15 protein-coding genes are annotated in these 14836 nt (G+C 68.3%); 7 read left to right on the forward strand and 8 right to left on the reverse strand.

Features of this window, described 5'->3' with window-relative positions:
- Positions 1-36 precede the first annotated feature (36 nt).
- The 3 genes from Q319_RS0111240 to proB all read right to left on the reverse strand — a co-directional run bounded on the left by Q319_RS0111240 (position 37) and on the right by proB (position 3285).
- A complete protein-coding gene (locus Q319_RS0111240; protein WP_081846005.1) occupies positions 37-954 on the reverse strand; it encodes a DMT family transporter in 918 nt (305 codons plus the stop codon).
- Entirely contained in the window at positions 951-1706 is a 756-nt protein-coding gene (locus Q319_RS0111245; RefSeq protein WP_245619133.1) for a glucodextranase DOMON-like domain-containing protein, read from the reverse strand. Before Q319_RS0111245 ends, Q319_RS0111240 begins: the two co-directional genes overlap by 4 nt.
- Before the next feature lie 487 nt (positions 1707-2193).
- Complete coding sequence (gene proB, locus Q319_RS0111250; RefSeq protein ID WP_029482599.1) at positions 2194-3285, reverse strand: glutamate 5-kinase; 1092 nt, start codon at positions 3283-3285, stop codon at positions 2194-2196.
- 136 nt (positions 3286-3421) lie between these two features.
- On the opposite strand from proB, the gene Q319_RS0111255 reads away from it, so the two are divergent.
- Positions 3422-4648, forward strand: coding sequence for a sialidase family protein (locus Q319_RS0111255; protein ID WP_029482600.1), 1227 nt, complete (start codon positions 3422-3424; stop codon positions 4646-4648).
- Positions 4649-4670: 22 nt separating this feature from the next.
- Here the strand turns inward: Q319_RS0111255 and Q319_RS0111260 are convergent, their stop codons facing one another.
- A complete protein-coding gene (locus Q319_RS0111260) occupies positions 4671-5825 on the reverse strand; it encodes an N-acetylmuramoyl-L-alanine amidase (protein ID WP_342667888.1) in 1155 nt (384 codons plus the stop codon).
- A gap of 135 nt (positions 5826-5960) precedes the next feature.
- Here Q319_RS0111260 and Q319_RS0111265 point away from each other — a divergent pair, with 135 nt between their 5' ends.
- The gene (locus Q319_RS0111265) at positions 5961-6626 is read left to right on the forward strand and encodes a hypothetical protein (RefSeq protein WP_245619135.1); all 666 of its coding nucleotides are present in this window, start codon (positions 5961-5963) and stop codon (positions 6624-6626) included.
- Positions 6627-6693: 67 nt separating this feature from the next.
- Here Q319_RS0111265 and Q319_RS0111270 read toward each other — a convergent pair whose 3' ends face one another.
- Together Q319_RS0111270 and Q319_RS0111275 are read right to left on the reverse strand one after the other, a co-directional pair.
- Positions 6694-7176, reverse strand: coding sequence for an Rrf2 family transcriptional regulator (locus Q319_RS0111270; protein ID WP_029482603.1), 483 nt, complete (start codon positions 7174-7176; stop codon positions 6694-6696).
- Between the two features lie 182 nt (positions 7177-7358).
- Positions 7359-8213 (reverse strand): DUF1028 domain-containing protein, encoded by an 855-nt coding sequence (locus Q319_RS0111275; protein ID WP_029482604.1) that lies wholly within the window; start codon positions 8211-8213, stop codon positions 7359-7361.
- Positions 8214-8244: 31 nt separating this feature from the next.
- On the opposite strand from Q319_RS0111275, the gene Q319_RS0111280 reads away from it, so the two are divergent.
- Together Q319_RS0111280 and pyrF are read left to right on the forward strand one after the other, a co-directional pair.
- The gene (locus Q319_RS0111280; RefSeq protein WP_029482605.1) at positions 8245-8958 is read left to right on the forward strand and encodes a 3-keto-5-aminohexanoate cleavage protein; all 714 of its coding nucleotides are present in this window, start codon (positions 8245-8247) and stop codon (positions 8956-8958) included.
- A 165-nt stretch (positions 8959-9123) separates the two neighbouring features.
- Positions 9124-9933, forward strand: coding sequence for an orotidine-5'-phosphate decarboxylase (gene pyrF / locus Q319_RS0111285; RefSeq protein WP_029482606.1), 810 nt, complete (start codon positions 9124-9126; stop codon positions 9931-9933).
- Between the two features lie 126 nt (positions 9934-10059).
- On the opposite strand, the gene Q319_RS0111290 is transcribed toward pyrF, so the two are convergent.
- Together Q319_RS0111290 and Q319_RS0111295 are read right to left on the reverse strand one after the other, a co-directional pair.
- Entirely contained in the window at positions 10060-11262 is a 1203-nt protein-coding gene (locus Q319_RS0111290) for a cysteine desulfurase-like protein (RefSeq protein ID WP_029482607.1), read from the reverse strand.
- 59 nt (positions 11263-11321) lie between these two features.
- On the reverse strand, positions 11322-11774 hold the full coding sequence (locus Q319_RS0111295) for an arsenate reductase ArsC (protein ID WP_029482608.1): 453 nt from the start codon (positions 11772-11774) through the stop codon (positions 11322-11324).
- Positions 11775-11918: 144 nt separating this feature from the next.
- Here Q319_RS0111295 and Q319_RS0111300 point away from each other — a divergent pair, with 144 nt between their 5' ends.
- The 3 genes from Q319_RS0111300 to Q319_RS26220 form a co-directional block, all read left to right on the forward strand.
- Positions 11919-12215: a hypothetical protein gene (locus tag Q319_RS0111300; RefSeq protein ID WP_029482609.1), complete on the forward strand. Its 297-nt coding sequence runs from the start codon at positions 11919-11921 to the stop codon at positions 12213-12215.
- 25 nt (positions 12216-12240) lie between these two features.
- Positions 12241-14364, forward strand: a complete 2124-nt coding sequence (locus tag Q319_RS0111305; protein ID WP_245619137.1) for a transglycosylase domain-containing protein — start codon at positions 12241-12243, stop codon at positions 14362-14364.
- 193 nt (positions 14365-14557) lie between these two features.
- On the forward strand, positions 14558-14836 hold a 279-nt coding region (locus tag Q319_RS26220; protein ID WP_029482611.1), incomplete at its 3' end, for a transposase.

The raw sequence follows: 14836 nt of genomic DNA on the forward strand, positions 1-14836 counted from the left end.
CAGGCAAAGCTCAGGACGCAGATCAGGAATCCACTGCTAGCGCCCGCGCGCTGGCACCTTGATGTTCACACGCTTCTCCACACTCAGCAGCAGCGCCGCGCCGATCACCAGCGCCGCTCCCAGCAGGGCCAGGGCGGCCAGCCGCTCACCGAACAGCAGCGCCGCCAGCCCGGCGGCCACCACCGGCTCCACGCTGGCGATCACGCTGGCGCGGGTGGCGTTCAGGCGGCGCAGGCCCGCGCTATACAGCAGGTACGCCAGATACGTGGACAGCACCGCGATCCCTGCCAGCCCACCCCACGCGGAGGCCGACTTGGCCGCAAATCCCGCCGGGGCCACGAAAGGCAGCAGTCCCAGCGCCCCCACCGGCAGCGCCACGCCCAGCAGCGCCGGGGTGCTGTAGCGGTGAAAAAACGCCTTGCCGTACAGGTAATACAGGCTATATGTAAAGCCTGCGGTCAGTCCGAAGGCCAGCGCGGGGACTGTGACATTCACGCCCTGCCCGCCGCCCAGGCTGATCAGGGTGATCCCCAGCAGCGTTCCGGCAATCGCCAGCCACTCGCGCCCGCCGGGTTTCTCCTTCAAAAAGGCCCAGCCCAGCAGCGCCACGAACGCCGGGGCGGTGTACAGCAGCACCGAGGCCAGACTGGCCCCGCCCGCCCTGACCGCCAACTGGTACGTGCCGTAAAAGATGCTGACCCCGGCAATCCCGAAAGCCGCCGTGATCCACAGGTCACGCCCACGCGGCAGGCGGCTGCGCGTTAGTAGCGCGTGCAGGGCGTACAGCGCCCCGCCCAGCAGCGCCCGCCAGAACGCCACTTCCAGCGGGGCCACGCCCTCGGCCTGCACGCCCTTGCCAAAGATGCCCAACAGGCCCCACAGGCACGCGGCGGCCAGGATCAGCAGCGGTGCGGGAATGGCGGACCGGGCCGGAATGGCAGCCTCCGCGCTCACCTGCGCCGCCACAGCGCCAGCGTCGCCGCCACGGTCAGCAGCAGGGCCAGCCCGCCCAGCGCCGCCAGAATCAGGCTGGCACGGTCCCGCGTGTCGCCCACCGGGGCCAGGGTGCCGTCGGTAAAGGCGCGGGTGTCCCCGGCGGGGGCCAGCACGTCCACGGGCGTGGGCGCGTCCGCCCGCCCGGTCTGGAGGCTGCCCGGCCCGCTTCCCCCGCTGGGTTTCAGCACGCCGCCCGCCGACAGCGGGGTATAGACGCTGCTGGTCACCCAGTACGCGTAACTGCCAGCAGGCACGGCGGCGTCAATGACCAGTCCGGTGCCGTCCAATCGCACAGTGGGCGGGGCCAGACGCTCAAGCTGCTCCCCGGTGTCGTCCGTCCGCTCCAGCGTGCTGCCGTAACCGGTCACGCGCAGGTGGTAGTGCCAGCCCCCACTGCGCGCCCGCAGCCCGGTGTCTGCCAGCGCCGTCCGCCCGCCGGGACCCGCCTTGATAAAAATATCGGTGACCCCCGCCGAGAAACCCGACGGCGCGTTCCAGGGGTTGCCGATCTGCCCGAGGCTGACGGTAAAACGCATGCCTGTCGTCTGTGTTGCCACGGTCTGCGGCGCGGCGCTGAACGAGCGCAGGTCCAGCGCGTCCCCGGTCACGGCGGGCTGGCGCGGCAGGATGTAACCGCCGTCCCCAAGCGCGTCCCCCGCCGGATCGGCAACGGTCAGCAGAGAGGCGGTGAGCAGCATCAACAACAGCACAGTGGGAAGTATAGAGGCGGGGTGTGGAATGCGGGGCCAGGACCGGGTAGCCGCGCCGTTATACAAAATGAATGGTGGTCTACTCAGACCGCCTGATGCGATTTTGTTGTCCAGCGCCTGAGGCGCGCTTCGCCCGCCACCCCCCTCTCCTGCGGAGCTGTACCAGTCCCAGCCTCTCGCGGTGCGAGCTGTACCAGTCCCCCGCAAGGAGGGAGGAGCCAAAAGCACCACGCTTTGGCACGTCCAGAAACCCCAACGAAACAGCAACCGAAGGCCGTCGGGCGCGAAGCGCACGGGCCACATTCGGCGTAACGGAGCAGGGCATCAGACCCGGATATCGCCGCCCTCTCCCGCCCAAAACGCCCATAAACTCGTGCCTAGCGCAGCGCTGCTCACCCTGCCCCTCTGGGGTAGGGGGCTGGGGGGTGGGGCTGCCCGAATGACCAACCCGGAATCTCCCCGCCCCCAGTTTTTTACATCCCAGCTTCTACAGCCGAACCAGATCGTCCCGGTGGACCGCTTCCGGCCCATAGGTAAAGCCCAGCAGCCCCTCAATCTCGCGCGAGTGATGCCCCGCGATGCGGCCCAAATCCGCCGAGGCATAACGCGTCAGCCCACGCGCCAGTTCCACGCCACCCGGACCGATCAGACGAATGGTCTGGCCGCGCACGAACTCGCCCTCCACACGCCGGATTCCGGCAGGTAACAGGCTGGAGCCACGCTCGGTCACGGCCCGCGCCGCGCCGTCGTCCAGATGCACGCGGGCAGGGGACACCTCGGCCAGAATCCAGCGTTTGCGGGCTTCCAGGCGTGATCCAGCAGCCAGAAAGCGCGTGCCCAGCGCCTCGCCGCCCACGATGCGGGCCAGCGCGTCCGGGGCGTCACCGGGAGCGATGACCACCGGGGTGCCGGCACGGGTGGCGATCTCGGCGGCCTGAATCTTGGTGTGCATCCCACCCGTGCCCCGGTGAGAGCCTGCGCCCCCGGCCCGCGCCCAGACCTCCGGCGTGACGCGCTCCACCACGGGAATCAGGGTGGCCTCTGGATCGGTGCGGGGGTCCGCCGTGTACAGGCCCGGCGCATCGGTCAGGATCACCAGCAGATCGGCGTCCACCAGATTCGCCACGAAGGCCGAGAGGGTGTCGTTGTCGCCCACCCGGATCTGCTCCAGCGCCACAGCATCGTTCTCGTTGATGATCGGCAGCACGCCCCGGCTCAGGCAGGCGTCCAGGGTGGTGCGGGCATTCAGGTAGCGGGTGCGGTCCCGAAAATCGTCGGCGGTCAGCAGCACCTGCGCCACGTTCACGCCGTACAGCTCGGCCAGCAGGGCGTACAGGTGCATCAGGCGGCCCTGGCCCACCGCCGCCAGCAGTTGTTTCTCGGCCAGCGTACGGTCACGCGGCGGAAAGGCCAGGGCCTCCCAGCCCGCCAGCACCGCGCCGCTGCTGACCAGCACCACCTGATGCCCGGCGGCCTGCACCGCCACCATGCCGCGCATCAGGTCCACCAGACGCGGGCGGCTCAGGCGGTCTCCCCCCGCCGTCAGGACGCTGGTGCCGAGTTTCAGGACGACGCGCATGGCCCAGAGGATAGTGCGCGGGCGAGGGGCCGGGGGGCCGCTGCATTGTTTTTGGGCACAGCATTGTTTCAAAGGACAGCGGAGCGCAAAATGGGCCGCACCCTTCCCCGACGCCCGCTCCATTGGAGGCCTCCCCATGTCCAGACCCGCTGCACACCCCCACCTGATCCTCCTGTGCGCCGCCCTGCTGTCCAGTGCCCAAGCGGGCGGCAGCGAGGCCGTCCAGACCTCAAGTTTTCAAACTCTAGCGCCGCCCCCCGCCGAGGCTGCGCGTCCGCTGCGCGAACTGCAACTGGCCGCCGCCCCGGACGGCTCCCTCGTGCTGGCGCTGCTGAACGACGCGGGGCAGGCCGACAGCGGCAAGGGCATGTACGAGTCGCGCAAGGTGCGGGTCTGGCGCAATGCGGGGGGCGGCTGGGAACCCCTGCGCGGCGGCCTGCCCGGCGGCGTGCTGAATTACGACGTGCCGCGCCCCGCCTCCAACATGGATCTGGCGCTGGACGGGCAGGGCACGCCGATCATGGTCTGGAACGAGAATTACGGCGACAACGACGTGGTGGTCTTCCGGGCGTATCAGGATGGAAACTGGACCGACTGGTTTCCGCGCTATCTGGGCGACGATCTGCCCTACGCGGCCCGCACCCGCTCGGTGGTGGCGCAGAATGGCGAACCCGTGCTGGCCTGGGGCGAGACCCTGCGCACCCCCTACGGCAGCCGCCTGACCGTGCGCCGCTGGGATGCGGCGACAAAGACATGGAACCGCAGCCCGGCCTTCAACACGATCAGCGTCTTCTCGCGCACGCCTGCGCTGGCCCTGAACGCGGCGGGGCAGCCGGTGGTGGCGTGGCTTCAGGGCGAGGTACTGGCCAGCAATGTCTTTGTGAAGCGCTGGAACGGCACGGTCTGGGAAGCGCTGGGCGGCAGCCTCAACCGCACACCGGACCGCTATCTGGCCGCCACCCGCCTCAAGCTGGACGCCCAGGGACAGCCCACCGTGGCGTGGCTGGAAGACCTGAACGGCAAGGACGCGCTGTACGTCTCGCGCTGGGACGGGCAACAGTGGCAGGCGCTGGGCGGCCCCGTCAGTGCGAATTACGCTTCTGGCCCGGCCCTGGCGCTGGACGCAGGCGGGCAGCCGGTGCTGGCCTGGGTGGAGGAACGCTCCGGCGTCGGCCAGATTCACCTGGCCCGCTGGAATGGTGGACGCTGGCAGGATTCCGGCGTGATCAATCTGGACCCCCGCAAAGACGCCCGCGCACCCAGCCTCGCGGTACTGCCGGACGGTGAAATCGTGCTGGCCTGGCGCGAGGACGTGAACGGCGTGTACGGGGTGCAGTTGCGGAAGATCGGAGGGAAGCCCTGATCTCAGAGCCTCTCCCTGACGCCTACTGCGTGTTCAGGAAATCCAGAATGGCCCGCGCCAGACCCTGCGCGATCTTCTCGCGGTAGGCGGGAGTTGCCAGCCGGGGTCCCTCAGTGGGGCTGCTGCCGAAGCCGATCTCGGTCAGGATGGCGGGGGTGGTGGGGTTGCGGATCACGTAAAAGGCGTCGGTCTTGACGCCCCGGTTGACGGCCCCGGTGTACTGCAACAGCCGAGATTGCACCTTCTGGGCCAGTTGGCGCGAGAACGACAGCTTGGCCTGCGCCAGAATGTCGCCCAGCAGGTTCTGGGCGCTGCTGGCCGCCTGCCGGGTCAGCTCCTGGCCCACGCTGCCGCCGCCGTTTTCCAGGACGGCGCGGCTGTTGCCCCCCACAGGCGGCTGCCCGAAGTAAAACGTCTCGATGCCCTGTGCCGACGCTCCGCCCGCATTGACGTGAATGCTGATGTACGCGCTGACCCGGCCAGTGGTGGCCAGCCGCGAACGGGCGTCCAGATCGCTGCGCTTGTCAGCGCTGAGCCAGTTGTCGGCAGTACGCACCATCACCACGTCCACGCCGTGCTTGATCAGTTCGGCGCGGGTTCGCAGGGCCACGTCCAGGGTCACGTCCTTCTCCTTGACCCACCGGCTGACCATGCCCGAGTCGCCGCCGCCGTGTCCGGCATCCAGCACCACGCGGGGGCGGGTCACGGTGGCCGTGGCCACGGGCCTGGTCACCGCCGCCGGCCTGGACGCCAGCGCGGCGGCAGAGGTGGGCACGTCGATCACCAGCCGGGCCGCCGCCGCGCCACTCCTGGGCAGCACGCTGACTCTGGTCTTTGCCGCGCTGCCATTCCCCGACAGGGTGACCGTGACCGTGCCGCCCGCCACCGCGTAGGCCGTGACGCCCGCCGCCTTCAGCACGCCCTGCTCGGCCCTGAGCCTGACACTGAGCTTGACGGTCACGCTGCGCCCCGCCGCGCTGACCCTGGACGTGGCGTTGCCCGGCAGGTCGAACACCAGCCGGGTGTAGCCGTCGTGCGATCCCACACGCGGGGCGGCGTCGGCGCGGGGCAAGGCCAGAAAGGCACACAGCAGGGCGACGATCTGAAGAAGCCGGAAAGAACGCGCCGCACCCCGGCGGAGTGGGAACGCAATGGACAGGAGAAACGAGGAGATCACTGTCCCGGAGTGTAACGCCCCCGTCCTGACCAGCGATTGAAACCCCATGAGAGCGCGGGGAGGGCGCGGGGGCACCTGAAGTGGATCTGACCGCGCCCCTCACGCCGCTCAGGCGTGGGCCGTTACGGTGAGAGGATGAAATTCTCCTCCTCTTTGCTGGGCACTGCACTGGGCACTGCAACCCTGGGCCTGCTGACCCTAAGTCCGTTCACGGGCGCACAGGCCGTGAACTTCGGCGGGCTGAACGTCACGCCACGCGGCCCCCAGAACCTGAATCTGGAAACCGGCGTCACCGAACTCCCGCAGGGCGGCACTGCCACCGACAGCAAGGGCGGCCTGAAACTGGTGGCCGGGGCCATGACCCTGAACCCCGGCAAGGTTCTGACCGCCCAGAACGCCGTCCTGACCACCAAACAGGGCGGAACGCTGCGGGCGGCGCAGGTGGTCTACGATCTCAAGTCCTCCACCGTGACCGCCACGGGGGGCGTGACCTACAACGACGCCCGCTTCAAGAACCTGAGTGCGCCGCGCGTGATCCTGAACGTGAACAGCGCCTTCGTGACCGCGCTGGGCGGCGTGAAGGCCGACGGTCCCGCCCTAAGCGGCGCGGCGCTGGTCTTTGACCTGAACACCATGCAGGCCGTGCTGACCGGGCCGTATACCGCGAAGCAGGGAACGCTGAATGCCTCGGCGGACGCGGCGGGCCGCCTGCTGCTGGTCTTCGGTGGCAATCAGGTGGTGCGCTCGTCTACCAGCCCGGACGCAGCCACGCTGGGCCGGTTCACGCCTTATCTGAAGTAAACGTCGGCAAAAAACGGTGCGCCGGGACGGCTTGAACAGCGTCCCGCACACCGTTTTTCGTATTTTCTCAGGCGTTCGGCTTCAGCAGATGCCCCAGACAGTGGCCGTAGCTGACGCCCTGGCGCGCGTCGGTCACCAGATCGGCCACGCTGAACTCCTGCAACACGCCCAGCATGGCGTCGCGCATACGGGTATAGACCGTGGCGCGGGCGTGGCAGCGGTCCTCCTCCGGGCAGGACTCGTGCCAGTTGAGACTGATGCAGCTCAGGGGCGCAACCGGGCCGTCAATGGCGCGCACCACCTCACACAGGCTGATCAGCGCAGCCTTGCGGGCCAGCGCATAGCCGCCGCCGATGCCCTTCTTGCTCTTGACCACGCCCTTGTTGCCCAGCGCCGCCAGGATTCGCACCAGATACGGGCGGTGAACCCCGGTGGCCTCGCTGATTTCCTCGCTGGACACCCAGCGCGTGGCGTCCCCTGTCCCCTGGTAGTGGGTCCCCAGGAAACCCAGGGCCTGAAAAGCGTACACGTCGGTGGCCGAGAGGCGCATCCGGGGAGTTTAGTGCAGATGCGGGGCGGAGGGGCCGCATCTGATACGGATTCCGTCTGCTTCACCAACAAACCGGGAAAGTGCCAGGGCTTTTGCCGCACGCCCGGAACCCACCCTGCCCTGCTGTTTCTCGCATCCGCCAGATCAAACCGCCTGTGCAGATGATTTCAGCGGAGTCGGTCTCAGCCCTGGAAGTGTTCGCGCAGGTAATCCAGCGCCACCGGATCAAAGCACCCACCCGCCACCCAGCGCTCTTCCAGATTCTCGGTGCCGTACAGCGCCCACGCGGCGGCCTCGGTGGCGGCCTCCCAGGAACCGTCCGGCAGGCTGGAGGCGTGGCCCTGGCGAATCAGCAGGGCACGCAGCCACTTCAATTCCCCGGCGGTCAGTTCACGCGTCTGCGCTGGCCTGCCGAACAGCAGGTCAAAGGTGTCCAGCAGGCGCTCCAGCTCGGCACAGGGTTCGGCGTGATCGTCGGCGCGCAGGTTGACCCAGTCGTCCGTAAGACCGCCATACCCCCGGCCCGGCCCGGCACACAGCAGCGCGGCGGACTGGCGGCCCCGTTTGTCGCCGCCCGCACGGTCCCCGGCACGCAACACGGCCAGCAGACGGCGCGGCAGGGGCTGGCCCGCCGCCGCGTTCCAGGCCGCGTGCATGGCTGGGACCACCTCCGGTCCGGTCAGGATGTTGCCCTGAATCGCCACGTCCACCCCGGCCATTCCCCCGGCCCAGGCGTGGCACTGCGGGCCAGTGAAGGTCACGCTCTGCCCGTCCGCGCTCACGATGCCGAACTGGCGCTGGGCGATGCCGGAATCCTCGGCCTGAAAACGGGCACTGACCTCCTGGGGTGACAGGCCCTCCGCCAGCAGGCGCAGCCCCTCGGGGCCAAAGTTGGGATTGACATAACTCTGGGTGGCCACCGCACCCACGCCCGCCCACACGAACGGCACCAGCGCGCCCACCGCCAGAAACCTGCTGGCCACCGCCACGCCGATGTCCCCGGTTGCCGCGTCGCGCCCCACGATGGAAAAGGTCATGCGGAAAGCTAGCAGGCTTTACAGTAACGGGGTGTTGAAAGCGGCCCTGAACGGCAACCGGACCCCCGACGAGCATCCCCGAATTCCCGTCACGCCCCAGCAACTGGCCGGGGCGGCGCATGAGGCGGTGGAGGCTGGCGCGGACGCCCTGCATCTGCACCCCCGGAATGCGGCGGGGGCGGAAAGTCTGGATGCAGAAGACGCCGCGCAGGCGCTGAACGCCGTGCGCGCCGCGTGTCCGGGCGTTCCCGTGGGCATCTCCAGCGGCTGGTGGATTCTGCCGGATTCGGAAAAAAGATTGGCTGCCGTCCGCGCCTGGACGGTGCTGCCCGATTTCGTTTCCGTCAACTGGCACGAGGAGCAATCCCCCGAACTGGCCGAACTGTTGCTTGAACGCGGCATTGGCGTGGAGGCGGGACTGTGGACGGCGGACGCGGTGCGGGGATTTCTGGACTGGCCCCGGCGTGACGAGGTGCTGCGCCTCCTGCTGGAAATGCCCGACAAACCCATCCGCGATTACAAGGCTGAGCTAGGGAAGATGTTCGCCCTGCTGGACGCCTCCGATCTGGACAAGCCCACCGTGCTGCACGGCCTGGGCGAGAGTGCCTGGCCCCTGCTGCGCGAGGCGGCGCGGCGCGGCCTGAGCGCCCGCATCGGCCTGGAGGACACCCTGCTGCTGCCCGGCGACTTTGCGGCTGCCAACAACGCGGAACTGGTGCGTGTGGCGCGGGAAATGCTGGGGTGAGGGTTGATGGGGGAAGGTTGACGGTTAATGGAGAACAGCCAGGAATCACCTGCATTACCTGTGGCCCCCCAAAGGAACAACAAGGCTCTCCCAGACTGTCTTTTCAGCCCTTAGACTCTCAGACCCTTTGACCCCTGGACACCGGCAAGTGTTACCCTCGCCACGATGCTCACCTTTGCCCAGGCCGTCACCGAGCGCACCCGCCGACTGAACACCCGCCTGTGCGTGGGCCTGGACCCGCGCCGGGACGCCTACCGCAACACCGCCCACCTGAAAGCCCACACGCTGGAGGTGCTGGAGGCGTGCGCCCCGTATGCCGCCTGTATCAAGCCGCAGTTTGCCTTTTACGAGGCGCTGGGGCTGAAAGGCTTCAGTATTCTGGAAGAGGTCTGCGCCGCCGCCCGCACGCTGGGATTGCCCGTGCTGCTGGACGCCAAACGCGGCGACATCGGCAGCACGGCGGGGGCCTATGCGCGGGCGTGGCTGACCGGGCGGCACGCAGGGGCGGCGCTGACGGTCAATCCCTTTCTGGGTTTTGAAACGCTGACCCCCTTCGTGGACACGGCGCAGGAAAACGGCGGCGCGGTGTTCGTGCTGGTCAAGACGAGCAATCCTGGTCAGGCCGACTTGCAGGGCAGCGGCGTGAGCGAACGGGTGGCGGTGGAGGTGGCCCGCCTGAACGCACAGGAACCAGAGGGCGAATACGCCAGCGTCGGTGCGGTGGTGGGCGCGACGCACGCGGCGGACCTCGCCACCTTCCGTGCCTTGATGCCGCGTGCGCTGCTGCTGCTGCCTGGGCTGGGCGCACAGGGGGCCGCCGCCGCCGATTTACAGGGGGCATTTCACACGGGCGGTACGGGCGCACTCGCCAGCGCCAGCCGGGGCGTGCAGTACGCGGACGGGCTGGATGTGGCAGCCAGTGTGGAGGCGGCGAAAGGGTTCAGGGATGAGTTGAATAGCGTTCTAGACGCTTAGTTTTGATGCCTTCCCCTCTACCCTCGTGGGAGAGGGAGGGAGGAGCGCAGCGACGGAAGGGTGAGGGGGCCACCGAGCAGGCCACTACCACAAACAGAATGCCAAATGCCGCCTTTTTCTCCGCCCTCAAATCCCTGCCAGCAGCCGCTCCACATCCTCCAGAGTCGTGTAATGCGCGATGCTGACGCGCACGACGCCCTCGGGGTACAGGCCCAGGTCCTTGAGGGGCTGCACGGCGTAGAAATGCCCCGCTGCCACATCCACCCCGGCAGCGGTCAGGCGGGCAGCAGTCTGATCAGCAGATTCGCCGTCCACGCGGAAGGCCGCCGTTCCCACCCGGCCCGTCATGTCCTGCGGGCCGTAGAGGGTCACGTTTTCCATCCCCGCCAGCCCGGAGATCAGGCGCTCGGCCACCGGCTTTTCCAGTTCGGCAATCCGCGCGTAGGCGGACACCAGGGCGGCCCGCGTCAACTCTTCCGACTCCCCCAGCTCGCGCAGGTAATCCAGCGTTCCCAGCCAGCCGGCCAGCAGTTCGTACTGCGGCGTGCCGTGTTCAATGCCCGTGATGTCGCCGTCCGGCACAAAGCTCAGCTTGGGCCAGGGCAGGTGGGCGCGGTGTTCGGGCCTGATCCACAGTGCCCCCAGATGTGGGCCGAAGACCTTGTAGGGGCTGAACATCACGAAATCCGCGCCCCACGCCTGTACGTCCGGCAGCGTGTGCGGCGCGGCGTGGACGGCATCTATCATCGTCCAGCCACCTGCCGCACGCACCTGGGCCGCCACGGCGGGAATATCCACGGTGACGCCCAGCGCGTTGCTGGCCGCCGTCACCGACACCAGACGCGTTTTATCCGAGAGCAGTTCCGCCAGATCGTCGGCGTGCAGGCGCATTTCCGGCGGGCGGGCGTGCCAGACCTTCACGGTCACGCCCACGCGCTCCAGCTCGCGCCAGGGGCTGGCGTTGGCCTCGTGTTCCAGGCCCGACACGATCACCTCGTCCCCCGGCCCCCACAACCGGGCGAAGGCGGCGGACAGGCGGAAGGCCAGCGCGGTGGCGCTCTGCGCCAGCGCCACATCCTCGGGCTGGGCGTTCAGGAACAGGGCGGTGGCCGCGCGCGCCCGGTGTTTGAGGGCCAGAATCTCGGCTCCCGGCAGGTGCCCAGGCATGGCGTTGGTTGCGCCGTAGCGCATCAGGTGAGCGGTGATCGCTTCAATGGCACGCAGGGGCAGCAGCCCGCCCGCCGCGTTGTCCAGATACGCGCGGCCCGCAGCCAGCGGGGGAAACTGTTCGCGCAGACGGTGGGGCAGGGTCAATGTCGCGGGGGTCATGTCCAGAGTGTAGGCCGGTCTGAATGCCCGGAGGTGATGGAAGCTCTCACCGCTCCTGCTCAGATGGGCTGCACGCCAGCCGGAACCGGCTCACCCCCCCTCAAAGCCTCCACAAACGCTCCGAATTGCACCGCCAGCGCGTCACGAACACTCCGCCAGCGCTCCAGCGATTCGCCCGAGGGATCGGGAAAGGGATAGTGCAGGCGCGTCGTCTGGCCCCCATACGCCGGACACGCCGCATCCGCCGAGTCGCAGACGGTGATCACGTAATCGAAGTTCTGTGCGTCGGGAACGTCCCACAGCGTCTTGCTGGTGTGGGCTTCCAGGCTCAGGCCCAGTTCGGCCATGACGGTGCGGGCCTCGTCCTTGACGCGGGTGGCCTCGGTTCCCGCCGAATGCACGTCCAGCGGCAGGCCCACGCGCCCGGCAGCCGCGCGGGTCAGTGCCTCGGCCATCTGCGAGCGGGCCGAATTGTGGGTGCAGAGGATCAGGACGCGGGGAGTGAGATTCATTGACCCACCATAACCGCGCCTCTGCCCAGGCAAATCAGCGGGAAGTCAGGGCCGGGAGGTCAGAGTCGGAGACTGCCATTAACCCCCACTTGCTCACTCTTTGGTGTGATGCACCATCTCATGCACCCCCCCTATCCTTTACCGATGAGTTTCGTCCGCAAACCCCGCCCGTATTCCTCCGGTCTGCCGTCGGTGGGGCTGCCCGGTGCAGCCAGGGCCAGTGCGGCGCGGGAGGCTCCCAGACCCGAGAAGGCGAGGAAGGCCAACCGCCCCCCACGCGGCCCCCGTCCGGCCATGAGCTGGGCCGGGGCGGTCACCGGACTGGCGGTGCTGGGCACGGCGCTGGTGATTCTGGTGGGCGCGTCGGGCCTGTGGAACAGCGTGGCCCGCGACTGGCAGTTCCGCTCGGCGGCGGCGGGCGTCACCGACGTGGCCCGTTAAGGCCGTGAACATGAGACAGAACAGCTTGAAGCAAAAGCTCACCTTCTGGCGCAATCCCTGGCCGCGCACGCCGTTCGTACAGCGCCCCAAATCGCGCTGGACGCTGCGGCGCACTTTGCGGGCGGGGCTGGCCACCGTGGGCGTGCTGACGCTGGGAATGATGGGGCTGGGTGTGGCGGGCGCGTGGAGTACCGGGTCCTTTACCCGCGTGTGGAACCTGCGCTCGGAGTTGCGGCCCATTGAAGTTCAGGACCGCCGGGGGCAGCCGCTGGGCGTGATTGACCACTGCCGCGAGGGCCAGACCACCAACGCCGTGCCGTGCCGCGAGTCGCTGAGCGTGCCGCTGACCGGGGTTTCGCAGGCGTTCCTGCTGGCCTACGTGGCAAAGGAAGACGTGCGTTTCTTCTCGCACTCCGGCGTGGACCTGGGCCGCCTGCCCCGCGCCCTGCTGAGCGGCGCGGGCGGCAGCACGCTGACCATGCAACTGCTGAAGAACAACGTGCTGGCCGGGCATTTTGACTACGACACGCAGCGGCGCGGGCTGGGGCTGGTGATGGCGCGCAAGGCCACCGAGTTCGTGCTGGCCCCCCTGGTTACCCTGCGCTACGGACGGCCCGAGGTGCTGGCAATGAGCGTCAACAGCCTGCCGTGGATCGGCATCGGCCAGCGCAAGGGCGTGTACGACGCGGCACGGGCGGTCTTTGGCGTGGACCCGGCAGACCTGAATCTGGCCCAGAGTGCCTTTCTGGTGGGCCTGCTGCCCGCGCCAGGGCGTTATCTGGTGGCGGCGGACACCCCGCCCGAAACGGCCACCGCCCGCTTTCGCTGGATGCGTTCTCAGCAACTGCTGACCCTGCGAATCCTGCGCTCCCACGGCCTGATTTCGGAGAACGATTATCTGGCGGCAGCTTCCGTCCCCCTCCAGCCCCGGCTGTGGCGCACCGAGTACGCGGGCAGTGGCGGCGATTTGCGGATCGTGAGCGCCACGCGCAATCCCGACTACCGCAACGATCCCGAACCCGTGTGGGCCATGCAGGAACTGGTGCGGCGCGAGCTGAGGGCGGCGGGCCTGAATCCCAGCAAGGTCAGCCGTGTAGTTCTGACCATTGACGCGCGGGCGCAGGCCGAACTGTCGCGGCGCGTGAGCGGCGAGGGTGCGACTGGCCCACGTCCACCCGGTATCGCAGAGGGCGCAGCGGTGGTGGACGTGCGCGGCGGCGGCATCGTGGCTCTTGCCAGCAGTACGGGCGGCAACGAGAGCAGCGACGCCGGGCGGCAGTGGGCGGCCTACGCGCAGCGCCCGGTGGCCAGCACGGTCAAGCCGCTCCTGTATGCCACGGCTTTCGGCACCGGGGACGGGGACCTCAACCAGTTCTCCACCTTCACGGATACAGCCACCCGTTACGGTTCGCAGGCCATCGCCAACAATTCCGGCACCTTCCTGGGCCGCGCCGTCACCGTGCGTGAGGCCAACGCCCGCAGCCTGAACACGGTGGCCGTGCAGGTGGGGACCGGGCGGGAAGCAGCACTACGGAAAGTCCTGGCAGGCGTGAACTATCAGGAGGACAGCGCCAACCGCTCCAGCCCGGCGCTGGGAACGTTCCGGGCCTCGCCGCTGACGGTGGCGGCGGCGTACGGCAGCTTCGCCAACGGCGGGACGCTGTGCCAGCCGCATCTGCTGGCCGAGGTCTACGGCGCGAACGACAGACCGCTGCCCCTGCGCCGCCGCGACTGTCAGCCGCTGTGGGACCCGGTGGTAGCGTACGAGACCTTTGACATGCTGACGGGGGCGGTGGGCGATTCTGCCGGACACGTCCAGTTCCTGCGCCCCAGTTTCTTTCAGCGCCTGAACGGCCAGAACATGCCGCTGGGCGCGAAGTCCGGCACCACCGACGACATCAACGACATGTGGTGCGCGGGCGTGACCCCGCAGTACGCGATGGCCGTCTGGATCGGTGACCCGGATGGCCGTCAGAGCGTGCCCGTGGGCCTCTACCGCGAACAGGCCGCCTGCCGCGAGATCGGCCTGCTGCGCGAGTTGCCGCACGACATCAAAAACGTGGAAGTCCCGCCTGGGATCACGCAGGTGGGCGGCGTGGCCGTGCCGATTCCGGGGCTGAATCCGAGAAACCCGGTGCCGCCGGGGTGAGGGGTGAGCGGGAAAAGCCAAGCGGACTTGCGTTTTTCTTCGGCCTGCCCGGTGGACCCCCCTCCCCAACCCTCCCCCGCAAGGGGAGAGGGAGCAAAAAGCCCCAGAACTTTGCTTCGCTCCACCTTCACGCCAACCAAAAAAACCTTAGAGCGCGTTTATAAAGGGTCAGACCCGGTGGCAAGCTTGAGGTGTGAAACGCAAGCCTTACTCGTCGGACCTGACCCAAGCCCAGTTTAAGCGGCTCGAACCACTCCTCCCCTCTGCCAAGCCAGGAGGGCGGCCACGCACGGTCGATCTCTACGAGGTGCTGTGCGCGATCATGTACGTCTTGCAGGGCGGCATTGCCTGGAGAAACCTGCCGCATGACTTTCCAGCGTGGCAGACGGTGTATTCGTACTTTCGCCGTTTTGAAGCTGACGGTTCATGGGAGGCGATCAATCGCGTCCTGGTGCGGGAAACTCGGCAGGCA

The sequence above is a fragment of the Deinococcus marmoris DSM 12784 genome (assembly GCF_000701405.1).
Classification (GTDB): domain Bacteria; phylum Deinococcota; class Deinococci; order Deinococcales; family Deinococcaceae; genus Deinococcus; species Deinococcus marmoris.

Bases quoted from the DNA above. Each gene is read 5' to 3' on its own strand.
- Q319_RS0111275 (WP_029482604.1), bottom strand. From the start codon at position 8,213: ATGACCTTTTCCATCGTGGGGCGCGACGCGGCAACCGGGGACATCGGC.
- Q319_RS0111290 (WP_029482607.1), bottom strand. From the start codon at position 11,262: ATGACCCCCGCGACATTGACCCTGCCCCACCGTCTGCGCGAACAGTTT.
- proB (WP_029482599.1), bottom strand. From the start codon at position 3,285: ATGCGCGTCGTCCTGAAACTCGGCACCAGCGTCCTGACGGCGGGGGGA.
- Q319_RS0111270 (WP_029482603.1), bottom strand. From the start codon at position 7,176: ATGCGCCTCTCGGCCACCGACGTGTACGCTTTTCAGGCCCTGGGTTTC.
- Q319_RS0111265 (WP_245619135.1), top strand. From the start codon at position 5,961: ATGAAATTCTCCTCCTCTTTGCTGGGCACTGCACTGGGCACTGCAACC.
- Q319_RS0111300 (WP_029482609.1), top strand. From the start codon at position 11,919: ATGAGTTTCGTCCGCAAACCCCGCCCGTATTCCTCCGGTCTGCCGTCG.
- Q319_RS0111255 (WP_029482600.1), top strand. From the start codon at position 3,422: ATGTCCAGACCCGCTGCACACCCCCACCTGATCCTCCTGTGCGCCGCC.
- pyrF (WP_029482606.1), top strand. From the start codon at position 9,124: ATGCTCACCTTTGCCCAGGCCGTCACCGAGCGCACCCGCCGACTGAAC.
- Q319_RS0111295 (WP_029482608.1), bottom strand. From the start codon at position 11,774: ATGAATCTCACTCCCCGCGTCCTGATCCTCTGCACCCACAATTCGGCC.